Source organism: Desulfuromusa ferrireducens, from assembly GCF_055389805.1.
The window spans coordinates 2,258,561-2,282,904 of record NZ_AP042415.1 but is presented as its reverse complement, the minus strand read 5'-3'; the positions used below and the strand labels follow the sequence as shown (position 1 = coordinate 2,282,904).

The window sequence follows — 24,344 nt, the reverse complement described above, 5'->3', positions numbered from 1 at the left end:
CTGTCCACGCCCTTACCATGGTGTCACCTCATTCCACTGCTGATTATTCCAGCTTCCGGTCTCGGTCTCATGACAAGCTGGCCAGACTGGATCTCCCCAAGTTTCAAACAAGCGAGGAAAACCCATGTCATCCACCCATCCTTGGGTCGGAGAGCCACCAGAGACCTGACCGCCACGATGATTCGGGTCGAGGCAGTTGGTGCGCATCAAGCGCGGCAGACCGGCGGCATGCACCTGGTGGCATTTGGAGCAGGAGTAGCTATGCTCGTTATTGGTTCCCCAACCGGCGACCGTTTCATGGACTCGGTCGAGGCTTTTGAAGTCAGTGTTCTTGTTAATGCCGTCGGTCAGGCTGCTCTTCGGGTGGCACCGCAAGCAGAGTCCGGCGAACTGGGTATCGCTCTCGTTCAACTTGTTAGCCGGCCCATCGGTTTCGCCGTCTATCGTGCCGAAGGTCTTGCGTCCTGGGTAGACGGTACTTGACTCCCTATTCATGCTGAGGCTCTGCTGAGGCGAATCCTCCTTGAATGGCGAGGTCAACCAAGTCCCTTTGAGAAGCGGCACCGCATAGGCCTGGTCGGCTATACCCAAAGTCGGACTGACACCGTGCGGGTCATGACAAGCGGTACAGGAACCGTTGATGGTTCCCGTCGCGGCAGTGATCAACGGCGATGATGCCTTCAGGTGGCCACCCATAAGGGTGCGCGCGGCCCGATAGGGAAAACGTATCTGGGGGCCCGACCCGCCACCGCCGAAGCGGGCACTATCATAATATCCCCTGATCGGTGCCGTGGCGCCGAAGGTTGATTCATAGCCCCAAGGCATGCTGCCGGCATTCTGCGTTTCATGGCAGTCGAAGCACTGGGCCGCCGCCGGACTCATCTGATTGATATTGCCGTCGGCTACGCCGGCCGCCCTATAGGTGGCACCGTAACCGCCCTTACCAGCCTGGGTCTCTTTTAAATTACCACCACCATAGCTGCCATCGAAGGTCTGGTAACTACTGGTCACACCGCTGGTATAGGAACCGTGCGAACTGTGACAATCAAAGCACTGTACGTTCTGGCCGCCTGCCCGGGTGTTGGGGATGGTTTCATCCTGGCCGGTGGTGGCGCTCCAACCGCCGCCGTTTTCGACCGCGTTGCCGTGAGCCGAAAAGGCCTTCTGGATATTCTTCTTCGCGGCATTGGCACCCGGATACTTGCCCCAGTTGGTAGTACCGGCCTGCGAATAACGGGCAGCGATACTCTGCCGGTCCCAGGCGTACTGGCTCGGCGTCATACAGTCATCAAAGGGAATCGCATCATTGTTCTGATCGCTGTGACAACCGATACAGTGCTGGGAAACCTTGGCCACCTCAGTCCGTTCGTTAGCGGTGCCGATTTCAGTCGCGTCAAAAGTGACGGCGGTCACCCCCAGCTCATAAGTGGTCGGCCGGGTTTCCGCACCGTAAATCACCAGATCGCTCGGTGCATTGGCGACGGCTTCGTAGGTTTTATAGTTATATCCGGCGTGATAGTCGTTATCGATCAGACCTTCTGGCGTCGCTTCCCAATGGCACTCGTAGCAATGCTCGTTCGAAGTCTCAATCCCCTGAACATGGTGGGATTGACCTTTAAACTGACGCATGATGTCCATCCGCAATTTGATCGCACCATCGTGGCATTTGATGCAATCGCGCGGCAGACCGAAGCCAATGTGGTTAGGAATCGGCTTACTCTTATGGCACTCGTTACAGGCTTTTCCTGAGGCGTGTCCAACGCCGAAACCGTGCTCATGACAATCGGTACAACGTCGACTGGCCCGGTGTCCATCACCATAGACATCTGAAAAGTGTTCAGTATTAGTGTGACAAACGTTGCAGATCCCGTTGTATGGTGCAGACGACTTGGCGTAGTCGACGCCACTGGTGGTTTTGGTAAAGACGACATCAGCCTTGCTGACCGGTTTGCCGTACAAGCCTTCGGTTTCAGTCGCGATTTGGTCCTGCACCATGTAAATATTGCTGTCGCCGTGTGGATCGTGACAGTCCCAGCAGAACTTGCCTCCACGCCACCTACCATCAACCAGATAACCTTCCCAGTGTTTATGACCAAAATGGGTCGAACTGGCTTTGCTCGAACCGGTGATAAAACCGGTTCCCGGATCGTAGCCGAGCAAGTATGGGTCTTCAGCGGGGTCCCCTTCCCAACTATGACAACTGTAGCAACGGTCGCTATCATTGTTGTCGTGACACTGCAAACAGACACCCATCATCATGTACTGATTTTTGATATCGGCCTGCTGCTCGACCGTCCAGACTCCGGCACCGGTTTTATGCTGCTCGGCATCGGTGTCATGGCAAGATGCGGTGCAACTTTCAGCGCCATCATGTCCTGCTTCTGCGATGGAACTGATCTGAGTCGCCAAGCTGTCATCTGAATTGTGGCAAGCATGGCACTCATCATCGAGGCCCTGCATGTGACAATAGACGCACTCTTTGGCAAAACGTTTCTCAAACTGCGGGTGCATCTTCAGCCGGTAGGGATTCTCAGCATCCATATGCAGCGCTTCGTTATCATGACAGTACCAGCAGGGGTTACCGGGAAAATCCGCTGGTGGGTTTCCTGATGTGTAATTTCCATCTGCGGCGGGACGACCGTGCCCACTGCTGGCCCATTCGGTAAGATTAATCTTTGCTTGGGCGCCGTTGAAGGCGTCGAAATCATCAATATCTGCTTCGGTCGTGCCGTGACAGGAGAGACACAGCACCTGACCACTGGCGGAATCGCCCCACTGAGGATCGGACCCGGTATGACAGACGGTGCTGGAACATCTCTTCGTCACCGGGTCATAGGTTCCGCCATCTTTGAAAACCACATCTTTAACCTTATTCACGTGATACACCGGATCGATATGGCCATTTTCGTCCATCGCCCCGGCCGGTGCCTGACCATCGATGTGACAGGTATCGCAAGTGCCATCTTCGGTTCTGATCGTCAGGGCATGGCAATTCTCACAAGAAAAATTGGTTTGCAGGTGGCGGACATGGGAGTTGGCCCGGTCAGTTCCGGGACCGGTATTGGCGTACATCGGCGTGGAGTTCATCCACTCCTTGCCCTGCGGCCATTCGGTAAGGACCGGTTTGCCATCCGAGCCGTCGTGACAATCGATACAAGCGCCCTGGTGACCGTGGCAAGAATCGCAATGCGAGGCACCGTTAACCCAATCGATATCTGCAACGACGGGATTGACGGTGGTGCCATCACTGTGGCAATAGAGGTTGAGGCAGTTATTGTTCTCGCTGTCATAACTCGGGTCGGGCCGACCGGCTATCTTCCACTGGGGATCGATAGCGATATCGACCTGTTCGTTGACATGATAACCGCCAGACTTGATGGCACCGGCGTTATTGGTCGTGTTGAAATGACAGTACTCGCAGGGATATTCGCGGACCCACTTGGTGCTGACCAGCACATCGTGCGCTCCGCTGGTCATTTTATAGCTATCAGCTGCCAAGTCAGGATCTTCATCAACCAGGTCTCCGTGACAACTCAGACAGGTGGAGGTATGGGCGACATCCCATTCGACAGGAACGTTCGGGTTCGACACCCCATTATCTTGGCCATCGTCATGGCAGTAAGTATTGCTGCATTCTTTGTCAACACTGTAAGCGCCGCTGTTGGAAAAGCTGACGTCCTTCTGCTCATTGACATGCAGAGTGTTGTCGCTGATGGTGCTGCTGTCGCTAACCGTGGTTGCATGGCACTTGACGCAAGAGAAGTTGTAAAGTGCGCCGACATGTTTAGGGTGATGGCTGCTCAGGACAGTATCATCACCGGCATCATCGTGACAGGACACGCAGTCCATCACCGTCCCGCCCCAGGTCGGATCGGTATAGGCGATCGCTCCGCCTAACGGGTTGCCGTTACTATGACAGTAAAGCGATTGGCAACTGACATAGGCCGGAGTGGCCTCATAGCCGCTGGCTTCGGTATAACGGCTGGTCTGGTTGGTATCGTCATAAACGGCCCCGGAAAGCCGAGTATCACCTGAATCAAAACCGATCTCGGAGTTATCATTTAAATGATTGGTGCCCTGGTGGCAGGTGGAACAGGTTAACTTGGCCAGCATCCTCCCATCTTCCAGGTGCGCCGGATGGCTGTTCCATTCGGGGGGATTATCATGGCAACCACTACAGCCAGCCGTGAACCCCTCCTGGTGGTTATGACATTTTATACAGTCGCCCTCGTTATAGTGATCCAGTCCGCCCGGTTGAACTGGAGTGACGGTGTCATAACGATGGTAATTGGTCTGGCTATGACAGGCTTCGCAGACATTCGTTGAAAGGTCTGCCGGATCACGCCTGTCATCACCCAGATTGGAAGTGCCGCTCGCCAAAGAATCGAGAACAACAACCCCGGCATCGACTTCTATCGGCAATTCATCGCTGCTGGCAGCAGAGTCGGTAACCTCCAAGGCGCCCTTTACCTGCTTGGCATTTCTGGAGCCTTTTTGGTGGCAGGTACGACAGCTGAATTCACCATACTTTCCACCAATGATCCCCCAACCGCCACTGTCCGTCCATTTACCCGAAGCGGTCGATAGAGAGCTGTGAACCAGTGGGTTGAACGGTTTTGCGCCGGCGATAATGCTGATATCTTCAGTCATATCACCGTCTTTAAACGTCACCCGCACCTGATAAGTTGACTGATTTGCAAGGCTGGTAATTTTATACAAATAAGGGGAAGGGGCATGATCTAGAGAGACGCTGCCAAGTAACTCGGTCCATTGGCCACCCCCCTCAATCCATTCAATCAGTAGGTTATTGTTGTTATTATCGTCGTCGGTATAACTGACGGAGACATCCATTGCCAGATGACCACCAGACAACAAAACCTCTCCAGGCGTGGTAATTTCGGCTGCATACACGGGAACAGAAAACAACATAAACAGGCATAAAACCAGGGGATAAAGAACAAAACAACCGTCCCAGGATCTCCCTCTAGCTTCGCTACAACTCCAGCCGATTTTGGCAACAGACAACACAGCGATCCTCCTCCGAGAACCTGCGATTTAAAACGTCGCAAGCACCCTAGGGTTAATTTTTTCACTTCGCAAAGCACAAATATTTTGGTACGGATTTGTATCGAATCGAAAAACAAGCCAAGGAAAACCTTCATTAGCCCTAGACTTACTAAACAACTAAAGAGATAAACATAAAAGGACACACAGCAAACGTTAGGCCAAACAAACTAACAATATATATTTTTGTGCACGATAAAATAGCCAATAGATTCAAGAACTTATATAACGTCTTAGCGTGTTGCTTTAAAACCAACGTTCCCTACCGAAACAATAAACTTTAGAATTTTATGATAAATTATGGGCGAGCTCGGCAGCCAATAGATGAATTCTCGGCAAAGGTCTCGAACTAAGGAAAAAAACTTAGCCAAAAGACAGAGGGGGGGCTTGATCAAAGGGTCAAAATTTTAGTTACTTAGGGATGTGAGAACAAGTGCTGCGAGATTAAATAAAGAATTGAGCGGCTATTCTTCTTTTTCAGCGATTCTCCGCTTAATGACGATTTGCAGGCTATCGATGACTTGGCCTTGTTTGACTTTCAACGGCTTGGCGATCTCTCCGCCGTGCAGGCCGAAGAAGCTGTCATATTTCTTGCCATGTTGAGGGATGCCAAGGACGGATTCATCCTGGCCGATAAGATAATAACTCCCCTCTTCCAGGTGCAACCGGAAGGTCCCGTCTGCCCCAGTCTGGGGTGAAAAAGCCAATGGGCGATCCAGCATATCCGCAGTGCCGAAAGCCTGTACCCGCAGACCTGGAAGCGGCTGCCCAGCTTCATCAACCAATCGCCCACGGATGCCGGTCACAACCTCTGCAGCAGTACCGGGGAATTGCCAAGAGGAACTGTGAGTGCCTACATGGAGGTGCTGGCCGGGCCTCACCTCGATCTCCAGCCGGTTCCCTTCGGCATCCGGCGACATAAAAATCAAATCACCGGGGCGCAATGGGCCCAGGTCATTGCCTGCAGACTGTCGTATGGCGACACTGAGATAATAGCGACCGGGGCTTGCCGGCATCTCAAAGCTGCAATCCGCATTTAGTGGCTTTGCCGTGTAAGGAGTCATATCAGAATGTTGCGGATCAGTAATGCCCGCCCCAGTCGTCAACCAGAGCGCTACCATTCCCCGGCATGGAACCCCGGGGAGAGGCTGCACGGCCCCAGCGACAGTGACGAGTCGGGCTGCCAGAGCATTGCCCGGCATGCCGCCTAAAACCAGCAGCATACCGAGCAAAGTAACCAATATTATCTTTCGTTTCATTTATTCGCCAGCCCCTGCAGAAAGACTATCTATCATATCACGGCTAATAACAGGTTGTGTCGCTTGCGTCGTAATCCAGAGTTGTGCCCATGGCAAGATTGCTGTACGGCGAGAAATCTGTGCCACGATAAGGCCGTACCCGGTAGTAATAATCGGTATTTTTCTCCAGCGACATGGTGTCGAAATAGACGTTCGAATCGGCGGGCAAGTCGGCAATTTTAACGTATTCACCGAATGGCGTCAGCACCTCGACCTCATAACCGTCCTCATCGGTCGCAACATCAGTCCAATCAAGCCTGATCACCTGGGAGTTCTCCCCGGTTGCGGTCAGACTGTCAGTCGATGTTCGGGCGGCAAAAGAGGTGTCACTGACCGTTTCACTGTCGAGGATCGTCGCCCAGATACAGACATCACTTTTTACGGCTCGAATTTTAAAGGTGCTCTCGGTTGAAGCTGGAGCGGTGGTGTCGGTATAACTGGTGGCATTGCTGCCGGTCGTATCGACCCTGGTAAAGGTACAGGACGCCCCACTGCAGCGCCAGATTTCAAAGCCGGTCTCACCGAAACTGTTATCGCTCCAGGACAGGTCGAATTCGCTATCGGATACAGCGGTCACATTCAGGCCGCTTGGTGCCAGCGGACTCGGTGTCGGTGTCAGTGTGGTGACGATATTGCTGTAGCTGGTTCCGGTCCAGGTATTGCCAAAAGTATAGGCGGCGCTGGTCCCTTCAGTCCCGAAAGAGACCCCCATATCGAGAATAACATCCATTACCCTGACTTCATGGATGGTGGCCTGATGGTTATGCTGTTTGATGCCGATCCGCATCGGCGTGTCATCGTTGGTTGAGGTTTCCCAGACCAGCGTCCAGTTGGCATAAGCCCCCCCCACAACATAATACTTGGCACCAATATCTTTCAGGACAATTCTCGCCTTATAGCTGTTGTTGGCGGCATAGCTTCCGCTTCCGCCGGTCGCAACAGTTTTTTCATAGGTTCTAAATGAATATTCGTACCAATGAAGACCATGGAGTTGATTCTCAAACGAATTGTTTGTGGTTTGATCCTCTTCCCATCCGGCAGTGAATTCATTGTAATAGACCGTATCGGCAGGGATCGTCAGGCTATAGGTCAGTTCACGGTTGGCCACCCGGTCAAAGGTTGCAGCAGAGATCAAGCCCATTTCCCATTGATAACTACGCCGGTTAGCCCAGTTAAAGAGGTCTTTTAAGACCAAACCATCATCCTGTACGATGGTATCGTCTACATCAACGGTCAGCCACTTTGCGGCATCGATGACGGTCCCGCTGAAATCATCGTGAAAGATCGTCATCGGCGTGGGGTCGCCGATTTCGGTTGCTTCAGTGTTGCCATAATAGACCGAAATATTCTCGTTTCTGCCTGTGAACACGAGGAAGTTCGCTGAGACTCCAGCAGTTATCGATTCAATGTAATAGACCAACTGCTGGTGGACATCTTCATCGTAGAAACGGATATCATCGAAATCAGGTTGCATCCCGGCAGTATGCGGAATCGTGATCCGAGCGATCGTCTCAGGTCGGAAGGCAGTAAAAGTCAGGGTCATCCGCCGGGTCCAGTTGCCCTCTCCTTCAAGTCCGTTCCCTTTTGCTTTTAAACGATAACTATAGGTTGTTGCCGGACAGACAGTGGTATCGGAATAGCTGCTCAGCGTCGCACCGACTTCCGCGATTTGGACAAAATCACCACAGCCGCTGCCGGCACAACGTTCGACAAGAATCGAGGTGCCCGAGCCCGAGGTATCGGTCCAACTCAGATCGATCTGCGCCTCCTTAACATCATCTATCTGCAGACTGTCGGGGGCTGCGGTGGTTGTGGTGGCACTGTCAATGTTGGTGTAAGCGGTCGGCCAATTGCAGGCCCCGGGGTTTACCGCCTGAACCCGATAATAATAGGTTTGATTCGTAGCGAGTTGATTGTCCGCAAAGGTGGTCGCGTCTGCTGCGGTAACCACGGTTTTCTCAACTGTCGAACAATCGGCAACCAAGCAACGTTCAATACTGAAACCGGTTTCATCACTGCTGTTATCAACCCATTCCAAGTCAATCTGCACCTCGGACACCCTGCTTGCGGTTAAGACCGTCGGCGGGGCCAGAACCTCCGTCGTGTCTGATTCCGGGGCAGTCCAAGCGGTTTCCCAATTCGGACCGTTGTTCTTTTCAGCCCGAACCTGGTAGGTATAGGAATTGCCCGGACAGACAGTGGCGCTGCCATCGATGTAACTGGTCGTATTTTCTGCCAAGAGGATATCGAGGTCATCAAAAGGACCTGCCGCTGTACAAATCCCGTCGCAACGCTGTACCCGGTAACCTGTCTCCGAACCACTGTTGTCGTCCCAACTCAGATTAATAACAGCAGTGCCCTCTTTGCTGACGCTCAGACCGGTCGGTGGCGGTGGATCGGCAGTCGCAACCGTCAAGGTTGTCGTAGCCTCCCAACCGCAAACGGCCGATTTAGTTGCTTTGATCTGATACGTGTAGGTTGTCCCAGGTAACAGTCCGGTATCGGTAAATCCATAGGTCTCGATTTGCGTCTGATGGTGCTGATCGATCTCGGCCTGGGTCAGAGGCCGATTGTAGATCGCCACCTCATCCATATAGCCCGCATAATAATAACTGCTACTGCTCGAATTGGCACGGCGTCCTAGAAAAACCGGTTTTGAACTGTCATCATAGCCGAGATAGCTGGCGTTCATTGTCGTCGCCACACCGTTCTTATAGAACTTGGTGGCAACATTCCCGGGGGAGAAGACAACAGCAACATGCTGCCACTCGTCAACATCAACGGCAATCCCGGTATCGCGCCAGTTTTCACCAGTAGAAAGCCACCAAGTACCATTGCGATGATAGAGGCCCCAATCGTAACCACCATCATCGGTACTGAAGATATGACGATATTTGGTATCGGTAACGGTCGGCTTAACCCAGGCCTCGAAGGTCGCTCCTTGACCAGACGGTGACTGGTCAAGGGACAGTGGGGTCAGCACATAATCATTGAGACCATCAAAGTAACCACCCCGATCAAATCTACCTGCTGCATCGGTGACGGCGCCATTATAGGCACGGCCATGGTTGTCTTGACCGGAAAGATCGTCAACTTCATCGACTGAATTGTTCCACAAAGCTTCATCCATCCGATAGTGCAACAGGCTACCCAGTACGGTTCCCGGAATCGCGGTGACCAACGTAGGAGAACCACAGAGGAAGTCCGTCCCCTCGCAGCGTTCAAGCACAAACTCATCCTCATCAACGGTCATATCATCCCAACCCAGATCGATTGTCGATTCAGTCAGAGTAGCGGGGTCTGCCACAAAATTGGCGGGTGGGGTCGCAGCAGGAGTCACAGCCTGAACACTTAGCCAGTCGGTCTCCCAAGCAGGAACGGTACTCTTTTCGGCCCGCAACTGGTAGCTATAGGTCTCACCGGGACAGACATTGACATCACTGAAACTGATCGTATCTGCAGAAAAAAGAGGCGTAATACTGGTGTTATTGGCAGGGACGACCTCGTCGAGAGGACAATCTACCCCCTCCTGACACCACTGCAGATGGTAAGCGGTTTCAGAGGTGGCATTGTCGTTCCAGGCCAAATCGATATGAGTCGAACTGATATCGACCACTTCCAACCCGTCTGGCGTCGGCAACCCAGCGGTAGTGGTATCCACTTGCGCATAATTGCTCTCCCAACTGCAACCAGGCGTTTTATATGCTGCGACGCGCAAGCTGTAAGGGGAAGCATGTATCAACCCTGATTCGCTATACCGGATTTTACGCTGGTAGCGATCCAGGACTTCCGTTGTGTCAAGGGGGCGGTCGTAGACAGCAACCTCATCGATCCCACCCGGAAAATACGACGAGTAATTCCCCTGACGACCGATCGTCACATTGGCCGTCGTTCCCGGCTCGGTGTAAATGGTATAGGTACTCCAGACATTGACACCATTTACGTACAGATTGATTCCATTGGTTGGATCGAAAGTTAATGTAACATGCTGCCAGGTGTCAAAGGCCGGTATGATCCCGGTGTAAATCCTACTGTTGCCATCTGCGATATACCAAGTATTGTAGCGCAAATATAAGCCCCAATCGTAACCACCGTTTTCGGTACTGATCACATATTTATAGGCAGAGGAATTGATGGTTGGATAGATCCAGGCCTCGAAGGTCGCTCCGGGTGAAGTGGCCGACTGGTCAAGGTTCAGCTCGGTACTGATGTAGTCGTTTACCCCATCAAACCAACCCGCACGGCCATATTTACCGGCAGCAATCGTGGTAACATCGCTGTGTCCGGTTCCGTTATTCCCACTTCCGGAAACATCGATCACTTCTCCGACAGCGTTGCTCCAGCCATCTTCATCCAAATGCAGCATCAGCTGGGTTCCCGCAGGAAATGGACTGATCTCTGTCGCGGCGCCGTAGTCACCCGGAGTGGTGCACGAGCCTGGGACGTTGGAACAGGTATACAGACGGAACCCGGTCAAATCAGAGGACGGGTAATCCCACAACATATTGACCGTATCCTCGCTCACGCTGGTAATGTTCAACGCGGTCGGTGCAAGCAACGCCGGAATCGCCGTTACCGCTACAGTACTCTCTGGCGAAACCCAATCTGCCCCGGCAGCTCCCTTGATCGCAAAAACCCGGTATTTATAAGTCACAGCAACAGCCGGGTCGGCGCAGACAGAAGCATCAACGTAGGAGGTAGCATCTACGACATCAATCGTCCCCACCTCACTAAAAACAGTACAGGCGGCCCCTTCGCAGCGTTCAATGCGGAAGCCAGTTTCGGTGGTGGTGTTATCGGTCCAGGTCAACTTGACCTTCCCGCTGTCAACCACACTGGCCATTAGGTCGCTGGGAGCTGGCGGGCCAGCGACCACCTGAATCTGATTGGATGGAAGCTCAGGCCATGCACAACTAGCATCCTTGTACGCCTTGACCTGATAGTTATAGGTGGCGCCCACAACAACCGTCGTGTCATTGAAGCGCGCCAGGCCATGTTCATGTAATGCCTGGATTTCAGTCAGGGCGAGAGGCTGGTCAAAGATCGACACTTCATCGAGACGACCATCAAAAAAGTCCTGATTGAGGCTGCCGCGTCGGCCAAGGTGCAGGGCTGCCGTACTGTCGTCAAAATCGATGGCGGCGTTACTCCAGACCGAACTGCCATCTTTGTAGAGGGTCACACCGCTGGCAGGATTAAAAACGATGGCCATATGCTGCCAGACGCCGACATCGATAGCGATCCCAGTATTGACCAGCCCAGCGTCGCTACCGTTGGCAACATACCAGAAACCGGCGTTACGCAGCAGCGACCAGTCGTTGCCGCCATTATCAGTGCCAAAAACAAAATGATCATTAACACTGATACTGTCCGGATAGATCCAAGCAGCCATAGTTGCACCGTTGGTGGTCGCCGACTGATCGAGCACCAGTGGGGTGGCTACGTAGTTATTAATGCCGTCGAAACTACCAGCCCGGTCGTACTTTCCGGCAGTAGTGGTCGCGCCGTTGAAAGACTGCCCGGGGTTTCCGGCGACGGAGAGGTCGACAACCTCAGCAACAGTACCGTCCCAGCTCGCTTCGTCCATCCGGTAGTGCAGCTTGTTACCAGCCGGGCTGAGCACTGAATCAATTGTGCTGACGGGGCTACAGTTATCGCCGAGGCAGCGTTCAATGCGGAACTCGGTCTCGTCAGCATTACTATCGGTCCACTTCAGCTCGACCCAGGCTTCAGAGACCCAGTCAGTCATGAGATCGGTGGGATCGACCGGGATATCCGTCATGTGGTCCGCAGTGGTATTGCTGTAGCCGGTCGGCCACTCATTGGTCTTGTAGGCCTTGATCCGGTAACTGTAGGTCTGCCCGTTGCAAGCGGAATCATCGATGTAGCTGGTGGCATTTGCCGGGATACTGACGGGCAGAGCACTGAAAGAGCTACAACCACCCCCCTGGCAACGCTCCAGCGTGAAGCCATCTTCATCACCGGTATTGTCAGTCCACTCGAGCAGGATATCGGTGGTATTCTGCACTGTCGCACTCAAACCGCTCGGGGCAACCGGTTCTGCTGTGGTCACTTGCCGCTCAACCCAGCGGGATTCGTCGCTGGCACTGAAGGACTGAATCCGATAACAGAAGGTTGAGCCGATACTCAAAGCGCTATTGGTATAACTGGTTTCGCCTGGATTGGCTGTGTGGATACTGTCCCATGGATGGTTTGAGTCGCAGCTGCCAATTTTGCGCTCTATGCGGAAACCGGTTTCATCGTGGGAATTGTCCGCCCAGGAAAGTGCGACATTGGTATAGAGCTGGGTGGTCGTAAAGGGGGTCGGAGACTGCATTACTGCGCCGTCCGCGAGGAAAACCATAAAATCTGAATCACCAGCGCTGGTCACCGTCATACCGGCAACAAAGGTTTCTCCATACTGGTTGCTGGCGATCGCGGTCGGCGTATCATTCTGGTTGTCAGCACCATTGTAGACAGAAGCACCGATAATAATGCCGTCAGCATCATATTTAACCGTCAACACATTGTCATTGCCGCTGGCATCGGTGGTTCCGGTCAGGCACGCGACCCCGGAAGGATCAACCGTCATCGCATAGAGATCTTCATGCGATCCGGGCCGGTCGAGAACCTTCGGCCAGCCGCTGATGATATTGCCGGCACTGTCATAACGGATCAGGAAATATTCGCTGTCACCGCCAACGTCAACGGTTGTAGCAGCGACCAGAATATCGCCATTGACCGGATCGATGGCGATCCCGACGGGAACATCATCACCGTGGCCGGTACCGTTCTGACCATCCTCCCAGAGCTTAGTTCCATCCACGCCAGAGTATTTAATGGTGTAGATATCCTTGTTCGCTGCAGCATTTACCGAGGAACCGGTTACATAAACGTCACCAGCCGCATCGACGACCAGTGCCACGATCTTATCTTCGCCGTTTCCAGCACCGTTAAAGGGGATATCCCAATCCAGGCTGCCATCACCGCCGTGGTACTTGACAAGCAGATAATCCTCGTTGCCGCTGGCAAGGGTATAGCCACCAACCAGAATATCCCCGGCAGCATCAAAGGCGACATCCATCGGCTGATCGTTGTTCAAAACATCGTACGGAGCTGAAACCCAATCGAGGGTGCCGTCCGGGAGGTATTTGAGAACATAAATATCTTCAATGGAGCCGCTGCTCCTGGCGTAACCGACCACCACGACTTCGTCGGAGCCATCGTCAGCCGAAGCAATCGCTGAGGCAAAATCTTCCCCAAAATCCGGCCCATTGTACGGACCAGCCCACAACTCCACGGAACCATCCGCGGGGTAGCCGACGGTATAGATGTCGTTGGAATTCGGCTTGCCGCCACCGTCATAGCGGAAGGAACTGCCGGTAACACTCACCCGGTTATTGCTATCGACGGTAATATCGGCAGCCACGTCGGCATCCAGATCGTCGCTGTCATATTCGGTCGTCCACAGCTCATTCAGGTTGCTTCGGTCGAGTTTGATGGTGTGATAATTGAAGCTGATTCCGTCGTCGGCATGACCGGTGATGACCGGATGGTTGTCAGGACCGATGGCGATCGACACCGACAGGTCTTCGCCATTGCCAGGGCTACCGTGCTGAAATTCAAACACCGGGCTGGCCTCGCTGACCACGGTCGTTTTGACATTGACTTCATTACTGTAGGGGGTGTCGCCGGTCGCGGCATTCTTCGCCTTGATGCGGTAATAATAACGGCTATCAGCAGTCAATCCGCTATCACTGTAGCTAATCTGATTGGCGCCAATAACGATTTCGGTCGGCGTTCCCTCAACACCGATTTTACGTTCCAGGATAAAGTTATCTTCACCGCTTGAGTTATCTGCCCAGCTCAAATCAACCTGAGTATTAGAGACAAGTGTTGCAGTTAAAGAACTCGGCGCATTGAGCGCACCCGATTTATATTTAATAGCCAGAAAATCGTAATCAGTGCTCCCCGCTGTCCAGCGATCGGAAGTGGCACCGACCAGCAGATCACCCGTAGTGGTCAAGCCGGCACCGACAACGGCTTCCAATTTTGCAGCAGCATCATAGGTTTTAAGCCAAAGCTGATTGCCATTGTCTCTTTTCAGCTTTAGGGTCAGCAGGTCATCGAAACCGGCACCATCGTTTTTATACCCGGCCACAAACAGCTCACCGTCATTGTCGCCGACGATGGTAAAACCCATATCGTTATGACCGCTACCGGTATCGTAACTGTCACTCCAGATATCGGTCCCGTCGTCCTGGTATGCTCTGACATGCAGGTCGTTGCCGGTGGCAAGGCTGGCAGTACTGCCGACGACATAAACACTATCGTCGCTGTCGAGCCAGATCGCTTCAGCATGGTCTTCATAGGTACTGTCGTGGGCATCAACCCAATTGGTATTCCCGTTGGCGCTGAGATATTCGTGGACATAGAAATCCTGAGTCCCGCCGAGGCCGTAGACGTAACCGGCCATGATAACGTTACCGACCGTATCCATTGCCAAAGCCTGCCCGCGACCGTTCCCGGTATCGGGATAGTTGCGGTCCCAGAGCTGGGTCCCTTCGTTGTCATACTTGATCGTCAAGCAATCGAAATCGAGGGGGGACGTCTCTGACTCGCCGGTCACCGCAACACCCTTGACATCATCGGCGACCACCGCGTAGATACGATGATTGCCGCTGTCACCACCATCGTAGGAAATATTCCAGAGCGGATTCCCCTCCAGATTCGTCCCATCGGGACCATATTTCAACAGGATGAAACTATCCAGGGTCGATGGGCGCTGCATGTAACCGCCGACATAAACACTGCCGACATTATCGACAGCGATAGAGGTTGGATAGTCTTGACCGTTGCCGGTTCCGTCGAAGGTATGCTCCCAGAGCAGCGCCCCATCAGCCGCGGCATATTTGGCGGTATAGATGTCGTTGTAGGTCGCACCATTCCAGAGGTAGCCGGTGACAAAAACATTGTCATCGCTGTCAACGGCAACAGCCGTTGCGACATCGATGCCCCCGGTGCCATCCTTGCTTATGCTCCAGTGGGTTCCAGTCCCTTCGGCATTGATCTTGACAACATGGAAATCGGTACCATTGGTTGCGGCAGTGCCAACAATAATCAGGTTACCCTGCGAATCAACAACGGATGCCCTAGCTTCCTGCTTGCCAGCCACGGCAACATTGTACGGACCGCCAACCCAGACGTAATCCCCTCCGGCGGCATAACAGCTTTGCGGCAGCCAGACAGTCAGTGAAATAACCAGCGCGGAAAGGATAAAAACTGCCGAGCAGAGTTTCTGCGCAGTCTCAAACAGGTTTTGCCGAGAAGACTTGCTCGCCATTATTACGCCCGCCCCTACCATGTCGTCACCTCATTCCATTGCTGATCGCTCCAGGTTCCGGTCTGAGTCTCATGGCAGTCCGGCCAGATATCGTTCATCTGCGGATAATGCTTAAAGTCGTTGTACCGTCTTGGCAGAATCCCATCCGCTACGGTTCTGCCACGGTGCTTCCAATCGAGGCAGTTGGTACGCATCAAACGCGGCAAACCGGAAACATGGGCCTGATGGCACTTGGAGCAGGAGAAGTTATGCTCCTGGTTGTTCCCCCAGCCCTTGACCGTTTCATGAACGCGATCACGCGTTCCAAAGGCGGTATTTTTATCGGTCCCGTCGGTCAAGGCACCTTTCGGGTGGCAGCGCAGGCAGAGCCCGGCGAACTGACTGGCATCTTCGGCCATCGGGTTCGCTTCGCCCATGGTCCGGCCGTCGACCGTGCCAAAGACCTTCCGTCCAGGATAAACGGTGCTGGTGGTTTTGCCATAATTGGCGTTGGTCGTGACGACCTGTGGTGCATCCTCCGGAAATGGTGAGGTCAGCCAGGTTCCCTTCAGCAGCGGGACGGCATACTCCTGATTGGCCCCGAGGATCGGGCTGACGCCGTGCGGGTCGTGGCAAGGAGTACAGGAACCGTTGATCTGATGCTCGGCATCAGGCGGATTATCCAGATCGGGTGCGCTGGCCGTTGAGCGCTTTAAATGGCCGCCCATATTCCCCCGGGATGCCTTGAAATCGTAGCGGCCCTGAATACCGCGTTCGCCATCACCGAAACGGGCACTGTCACGGTAACCCATAATTGGAGCAGTCGCGCCGTAAGTAGAATTGTAGCCCCAAGGCATGGTTCCGGCGGCCTCGGTTTCATGGCAATCAAAGCACTGGGCCGCGGCCGCACTCATCGGATTAATCCCCTCAGTAGTGCCTACGGCTTTATAGGTGACGTTGTAGCCCCCCTTCCCGCCTTGGGTTTCCTTCAAGTTCCCGCCCCGGTAAGTACCATCGAAGGTCAGGTAACTGCTGGTCACGCCAGGGGTGTAGGACCCGTGTGAGCTGTGACAGTCATAGCACTGAACATTTTTATCCAGCCCGGTCCCGGCCCTGGTGTTGCCAGGGGTACCGTCTTCACCAATTGCCGGATTGGTGGCATCCCAGCCACTGGCATTGTTGATGGCATTACCGTGTGCAGAGAAGGCCTTCAGGACATCCTTGTCGGCGGCATCAGGTCCGGAATATTTCCCCCAACGGGTGGTGTCGGTCTGCGAATAACGGGCGTCGATACTCTGCCGATCCCAGGCATACTGACGCGGAGTTCGACAGTCGTTATAAAGCCGCGGGTTGTCCGGGTCATCTATCTTGAAGGGGGTATGATCGTTGTTCTGGTCGCTGTGGCAACTCAGACAATGCTGCGAAAGTTTGACAATGTCGGTCCTGGAGGTAGCGATACTGGAGGCATCAAAGGTAACCGCTGTCACATCCGGGATGTAGGTTGTCGGCCGTGTTCCAGCACCATAAATCACCAGGTCACTCGGCGCATTGGGGGTGGCACTGTAGTCTTTGTAGTTATAGCCCTCATGGTAGGTGTTATTGATCAGACCTTCCGCGGTTGCCTCCCAATGACATTGATAACAATGCAGATTTTCAACCGCAACATTTTCACCTTGAATATGGTGCGACTGGCCCCGGAACTGACGCATGACATCAACGCGCAACTTGATAACGCCTTCATGACATGAGACACAGTCGCGCGGTAAGCCGAAACCTACATGGTTGGGGATCGGTTTTTCCGCGTGGCAGGAGCCACACCCCTTGCCAGAAGCATGTTGCCCGCCAAACCCGTGGGTATGGCACTCGGTACAGGCCCGACTGGCGCGGTGGTTGTCACCGGCGTTGGCCAGGTAATGATCGGTATCGGTATGGCAAACGTTACAGATCCCCGTGAAGGGGGTTGGGCCACTCGATTGAGCATAATCGGTACCGCTGCCTTTTTTGGTAAAAACAACTTCCGCGCGGGTGATCGGGGTACCAAAGGTCCCGTCGGTTGCCGTCGCCACCTGGTCCTGAATCATGTAGATGTTGTTGTCGCCATGCGGATCGTGGCAATCCCAGCAGAATTTACCGCCCTTCCACACCCCGTTATTAGTATGGGCCGCCGAATGCTTATGACCGAAATGCGTTGAACTGGCCTTGCTCGCCCCGGCAATAAAGCCGATACCGCCCGGATTGTAGCCGATGACATAGGGGCTGGGAGCGCCTTCGGCCTCTTCATCCCAGGTATGGCAACTGTGACAGCGATCATTCGAATTATCATCATGACACTGCAGGCAGACGCCCATCATCATATACTGGTTTTTAATATCAGCCTTTTGTGTCGCATTCCAGGTTCCGGAGTCGGTGTTGTGTTGACTACTGTCGTTGGTATGGCAGGTGGCGGTTACGCAGCTGGTTTTCCCGACATGATTGGTCGGCGCAAGAATCGTATCGATCTGCGTCGCCAGTGTACTTTCGCTGGTATCATGGCAACTGAGGCATTCAGCATCAATCGCTTCCATGTGACAATAGAGGCATTCTTTTTCGAAACGTTTTTCATATTGGGGGTGCATCGTCAAACGATAAGGATTATCTGGATCGTCATGAACAATCGAGCGATCATGACAATGCCAGCAAGGGTTCTCTGTCGGGAAATTCGCCGCTGGGTTGCCGGAAGGGTACGGCCCTGAAGTCGTCGGGCGGCCATGACCGGTGGTCAGCCATTCGGTCACATTGATCCGCCCCGTTACGCCATCGACACTGTCCTGATCGGCAGCAGCACTCCGATGACAGGTCAAACATGCGACCGTACCGCCCCACTGAGGGGCGTCATGGTCGCCGCTGTGACAGGCCGTCCCGGAGCAGGATTTTGTCACCGGGTCATAGGAACCACCATCCTTGAAGACAACATCCTTGACCCTGTCATCATGCTTATCAGCATAGATATGACCATCTTCGTCCATGTTGCCGATCGGATCCTGGTCGGGAAGGTGACAGTCAACACAGCTTCCGTCATCCTCTTTAATCGTTGCCGCGTGGCAGTTGACACAAGAGAAATTGGTTTGCAGGTGACGAACATGTGAATTTGCATTCGTGGTGTTTGCACCGGTATTTTTGTACATCGGGGTGGAGTTTAACCACTTTTTGCCAAGCGGCCAGCTATCAAGAACCTTAAGGCCATCAGCATTGCCCTCATAATGGCAATCGCTGCAAGCCCCTTGATGCCCGTGACAGGTGTCACAATGGGCAACATCCACCCCCCATCTCAGATCGACGATCACAGGATTGGCGGTCCGTCCGTCACTGTGGCAATAAACATTCAGACAGTTTTGATCGACACTGTCGTAACTTGGAGCAGGCCGTCCGGCAGTAACATGGTCAGGATGCATGGCGATATCGACCTGCTCATTGACGTGAACGTCACCGGCTTTAATCGCATTGTTTGCATCCGTCGTATGGTAATGGCAATCTTCGCAGGGGTACTGACGAATCCACAGTTTACTGGCCAAAACATCGTGCGAACCACTCAGCATTCGATAGCTGTCACCCAACAGTGCTAGATCCTTCGCCGGATCCACATCGCCATGGCAGCTCAGACACGTGGTGGTATGCGCAACATCCCACTCAACAGGAACATTCGGGTTCGACACCCCATTATTCTGCCCATCGTCATGGCAGTAGGTATTGCTACATTCCCTGTCAACGCTGTAAGTGCCACGGTTGGAGAAACCGACATCTTTCTGGTTATTCAGATGCAGGGTGTTATCAACGACAGTCGTGCTATCACTGACCACCGTTGCGTGGCATTTGCTACAGTCAAAACCATAAAGAGTCCCGACGTGCTTGACGTGGTGACTGCTCAGAGTTGAGTCGTCACCAGCAGCAGCATGACAGGAAGAGCAGGTCATCGCCGCACCACCCCAGGTCTGATTCTGGTAGGCGAGCGGGCCGTCAAAGGGATCGCCGTTACTGTGGCAGTAAACCGACGCGCACGTGCCGTAGGCAGGGCCCGCAACATAACCAGCGGCTTCGGTATAACGGCTGGTTTGAATTCCATCACCATCATTGTAGGCCGCGGGAGCAACAAGTCGCGTTTCAGATGGATTGAAAGAAATTTCGGATAAGCCACTGATGTGATCAGAACTCAGGTGGCAAGTCGCACATTCCAAGGCCTCTAGCATCCGCCCTTCTTCCAGGTGGGCAGGATGACTGTTCCATTCGGGGGGATTTGCATGGCAACCGCTGCAACCAGCCTTGAATCCTTCATTATGATTATGGCACTTGATACAGTCGCTTTTGTTGTAATGGGTGGGTCCACCCGCTTGGCCGGCGGTATTGTAACGGTGAAAGTCGGTCTGCGAATGACAGGCTTCGCAGATATTCGTTGAAACGTTGGACGGATCTCGACTGTCGTCACCCAGATTGGAAGTGCCGTTCGCCAAAGAATCGAGAACAACAGCCCCACCCAAAAGCTCTATCGGCAATTTATCGTCGCTGGCTGCAGGGTCGGTAACCACCAGGGCAGCCTTAACCTGTTTGGCGTTGCCGGAGCCTTTCTGGTGACAGGTATTGCAAGTGAATCGACCATACTTACCACCCGTAATCCCCCAACCACCACTGCCAGACCATTTGCTCGAACCCGTCGCGAGAGATGTGTGAACCATGCCATTATATGGTTTCAGGCCAGTGAAAATACGGCCACCATCGGTTATTTCACCATCTCGAAATGTGATGCGGACCTTACAAGTTGACTGATTTACAAGGTTGGTAATTACATACAAGTAAGGAGATGGCATGTGATCGAGAGAGACGCTACCTAGCAATTCCGTCCAATCGCCACCCTCTTCATCCCATTCGATTAATAGGGTATTATTGTTATCATCGTCGTCGGTATAGCTGATGGAGACGTTAATAACCTGATTGCCACCGGACAACAAATACTCGCCCGGCGTGGTAATGTCAGCAGCATATACGGAAACCGCAAACAGCAGAAATATACATAAAAACAGGGACAACGGGACGATACGTCCCCCCCCGAGCACACCCTTATTTACGTTAATAACCCGGCTTATTTTGGCAACAGATACCACAGTGGTCCTCCCCCGAGACACCGCGACCAAACCTTCGCGAGCACCCTACGGTTAATAAAGCGAACTCTTTTTCAGATCGAAAAGCACAAATATATTTATTTAGGCTTCAAACACAGAAAAATATGAATTACAGACAAATACTTATTAAATATTGGCTCATTAATAAACTCCACGGCATAAGCCAGAAATTAAACAAAGCAAACATTAGGCCAAACAAACCAGCTCCAGCACTTTTCATTTTCGACAAAACCACTAATAGATTCAGCAACCCATATCCCACCCATATGTGTTCGTTTAAGCGCCACCTTCCCCACCAAAAGATAGTCCTTAGTGAATTACGATAAAACTGACTAGCTATTTAGTCGATGAGTTCTCAGTTGGTGTTTGAAACAATGACAAAAAGCTAAGTCAAGGGATGGAGAAACACGGAAATCACGAGAGAAAAACTGAAGTGCGAATCTAAACCCCAGACCACAGCCTTAACATTGAGTCCTTCGGATAAATTTTTAATGATTACTCAAGGGAGTGCAGCGGTGACATGAAATTGATAGATGTCGGTACGACCTAGGAAATCCACCAGTTTGAAACACCGGCCTCCAAGGTCCTGAAAAAAGAACTGATCACCCGCAAGGAAACCGGGCGATGATAAAAACAATCGATGGGTGAATTTGCTTAACGATCTGTGGTTTTTGTCTCTTCGGCAGGTCCTGCGCAGAGCGAAAGAAGGCAACAAATAACGGATAACAGAACAAGATGTCTAACCCAATACTTGCTCACACTTCCATTATAGCTCCAGCTAGCTTGAACAACAGATAACACAGAGATCCTCTCCGAGACACGACGTCGCCAGATGCCGCAACCGCTCTTTCGTTCAATTTGATGTAACGACTTCTGTTGTGAAAAAATCCTGGACAGTTTCCAAAGTGACTTGAAGGCAAATCGCAAAAACCAACCAGATCAATCAACTACGCATATTTTACGCACATCAACATACTACCTAGCAAAAGTTAGGCCAAGAAAATATGTAAACTTCCGCCTGGCGTTCCCGACCAAGTCGATAAGACCTCAATCCGGCAGGCAATACCAACGCCCTTTGCGGAGCCTAAATGTATTCCCAAAGGGCATAAAAACACCTGCCGCGCTGCCGTTAATTTTTTTGACGCTGTGAAATTTAGACCTTGCAGAAACAGACAAGATGGGGTAAATTCCGCTCGCTTCAAACGAACAGTTCAAGGGGGTGTAGCTCAGTTGGTTAGAGCGCTAGCCTGTCACGCTAGAAGTCGCGAGTTCGAGTCTCGTCACTCCCGCCACAATAAAAAAAGGCGATCCGCATTGCGGGTCGCCTTTTTTGTTTTTCATCATTTAATCCCAGTCAAAACTAAAACCGTCCAAACTCCTGATCGTCCAGAGGAATGCTTGCTGCGCTTACCTGGACAGGCCATGCACGGCCATTTCCCGGAGAGCGAGAAATCTCCGGTTGTTTCCAAGCAACGGGAGCGGCAGAGTTCCGACCTTTGAGAACAAAACGACCCAACATCTGCTTCATCGATTCGGCCTGACCGGAAAGTTCTTCAGCAGCAGCGGCACTCTCTTCGGCGCTGGCGGTGTTCTGCTGAGTGACCTGATCGATCTGCGTCACCCCCTGACTGATCTGGCTGACGCCTTGGGCCTGCTCATTACTGGCTGCAGCAATTTCAGCCACCAACCCTGAAGTCTTACTGATGCCGTTGAAGATTTCCTGCAGCGCCTCAGCGGTCCGATTGGCGATAGCACTCCCATTTTCTGTTTTTGCCACCGAGCCCTCGATCAACTCGGAAGTTTCTTCAGCCGCCTTGGCACTGCGGGCCGCCAGATTGCGAACCTCTTCAGCGACCACAGCAAAGCCTTTGCCATGTTGACCGGCGCGGGCCGCTTCAACAGCAGCATTGAGCGCCAAGAGGTTGGTTTGGAAAGCGATCTCATCGATGGTCTTGATAATCTTGGAAATATTCTGTCCGGCCTCGTTAATTTCCCCCATCGCGGTGACCATCGACTCCATCTGCTGACCGCCCTGTTGTGCCGCCTGCTGGGCCTCGCCAGCCAACAGGTTGGCCTGATTAGCATTTTCTGCATTGACCGAAGTCTGCGATGCCAACTGGTTGAGAGAGGCGGAAATCTCCTCCAGACTGCTGGCAGATTCAGTCGCCCCCTGCGACAACGACTGGCTGGCATCGGAAACTTGGCTGCTGCCGGAAGCAATCTGTTCCCCGGAGACCTGGACCTGCCCCAGGATATCATTAAGATTGGCCACCATCCCCTGCAATGCCTTGCCGAGCAGATCACGCTCGGAGGCCAGGGTGATATCTTTCGACAGGTCGCCTGCGGCAATCTGCTGCGCCAGCAGGGTCTTCTCTTTGAGTTTTTCGACCATCAAGCGGATCGCGGCATAAAGACTGCTACTGGCTTCACCACGGTTGGGCAAGTCCATTTCCAGGTCGCCTTCGGCAACGCGCTTGGCGACTTCGACCACCATGGCTGGCTCGCCACCCATCTGCCGGAGGATGGCACGGGTAATCAGCACCGCCACCCCAACCCCCAAAGCGATGGCAAGACAACTGAGGAACGTAATAAGCGTGACTGCCTGCGCGTTTTTATCCTGCACCTGCGGCCCCAGAGTGTCCTGGGCATCCTTGACCGACAGCTTGACCTGTTCGATCTCAGCGGCGATCTGCGGGCCGAGCAGTTCGAGGGTCCCTGAAATGATCTCGTTGCAGGCATAGATGACAGTGGCGATCTTGTTGAAACTATTCAGATAATTCTGCATATTTTCCTGCACAACCGCCAGGGATCTACGGCGCTCGCCATTCTGCAATTCGCGGCCAATGGTCTCCAGCTGCTGTTTCATCGCAGTGTATTCTTCGGCAACCCGGTCAGCATCGTTCCGGGTATTGGTGTCGAGAAACTTCATCACGTACAATCGGGCAAACAGCAGGTGTCGCATTGCCAGGCTCGCAGGATAAGCTGAGGCCATATCATTATCATCGCGGGCTGACTGCAAAATCTTCAACAGATTCTCCTCCGTCACGGCTCCATATTTGGCCATCTCCGCATAGTCCTGGTTGCGCTGCTCTCGATAGTCGACCACCTGCTTAAATGACGCCTGATAGCGCTTCAGTTTTTCGGTCGCATCGGCAACCAGTCTAGCCCGTTCCGGCTGCTCAATTTCATCCTGAGCAGTCGATAAAAAGCCGGCGGTTTTTTCCAGAGAGTCATTAAATTGCTGCCGCTCCTGCTCGCTGCCGCTCTGGATGTAATCCTTGACGTTCATCCGCACCATCAACATATTGGCCTGTACCCGTCCGGACAGGTTGGCATGACGGGCCAAACTGCGATATTCATCAAACCCTTCGGTTGCATGTTCGAGCGAACCGTAGGCAATAAACCCGACGCTTGCCAGCAGCAGCAGTACAACCCCAAAGCCGATAGACAATTTTTTGGCTAAACTAATTTTGTCAAACATCCGTATCCTCACTTCACTCGATTGTTGAA

Annotated in this window: 5 protein-coding genes and 1 tRNA gene; 1 reads left to right on the top strand and 5 read right to left on the bottom strand. The window is 53.0% G+C overall.

Annotated elements, in window-relative coordinates:
* Positions 1-12: 12 nt before the first annotated feature.
* From ACZ5PT_RS10285 to ACZ5PT_RS10270, 4 genes are all read right to left on the bottom strand, one after another.
* Complete coding sequence (locus ACZ5PT_RS10285) at positions 13-5,028, bottom strand: CxxxxCH/CxxCH domain c-type cytochrome (protein ID WP_464262944.1); 5,016 nt, start codon at positions 5,026-5,028, stop codon at positions 13-15.
* A 500-nt stretch (positions 5,029-5,528) separates the two neighbouring features.
* On the bottom strand, positions 5,529-6,323 hold the full coding sequence (locus ACZ5PT_RS10280; RefSeq protein ID WP_464262943.1) for a carboxypeptidase-like regulatory domain-containing protein: 795 nt from the start codon (positions 6,321-6,323) through the stop codon (positions 5,529-5,531).
* A gap of 43 nt (positions 6,324-6,366) precedes the next feature.
* Positions 6,367-15,705, bottom strand: a complete 9,339-nt coding sequence (locus ACZ5PT_RS10275) for a DUF2341 domain-containing protein (protein WP_464262942.1) — start codon at positions 15,703-15,705, stop codon at positions 6,367-6,369.
* A gap of 14 nt (positions 15,706-15,719) precedes the next feature.
* Entirely contained in the window at positions 15,720-20,816 is a 5,097-nt protein-coding gene (locus ACZ5PT_RS10270) for a CxxxxCH/CxxCH domain c-type cytochrome (RefSeq protein ID WP_464262941.1), read from the bottom strand.
* A gap of 1,233 nt (positions 20,817-22,049) precedes the next feature.
* On the opposite strand from ACZ5PT_RS10270, the gene ACZ5PT_RS10265 reads away from it, so the two are divergent.
* A tRNA-Asp gene (locus ACZ5PT_RS10265) sits at positions 22,050-22,126 on the top strand.
* A 68-nt stretch (positions 22,127-22,194) separates the two neighbouring features.
* On the opposite strand, the gene ACZ5PT_RS10260 is transcribed toward ACZ5PT_RS10265, so the two are convergent.
* Positions 22,195-24,315 (bottom strand): HAMP domain-containing methyl-accepting chemotaxis protein, encoded by a 2,121-nt coding sequence (locus tag ACZ5PT_RS10260; protein WP_464262940.1) that lies wholly within the window; start codon positions 24,313-24,315, stop codon positions 22,195-22,197.
* Positions 24,316-24,344 lie beyond the last annotated feature (29 nt).

Bases quoted from the DNA above. Each gene is read 5' to 3' on its own strand.
- ACZ5PT_RS10280 (WP_464262943.1), bottom strand. From the start codon at position 6,323: ATGAAACGAAAGATAATATTGGTTACTTTGCTCGGTATGCTGCTGGTT.
- ACZ5PT_RS10260 (WP_464262940.1), bottom strand. From the start codon at position 24,315: ATGTTTGACAAAATTAGTTTAGCCAAAAAATTGTCTATCGGCTTTGGG.
- ACZ5PT_RS10275 (WP_464262942.1), bottom strand. From the start codon at position 15,705: ATGGCGAGCAAGTCTTCTCGGCAAAACCTGTTTGAGACTGCGCAGAAA.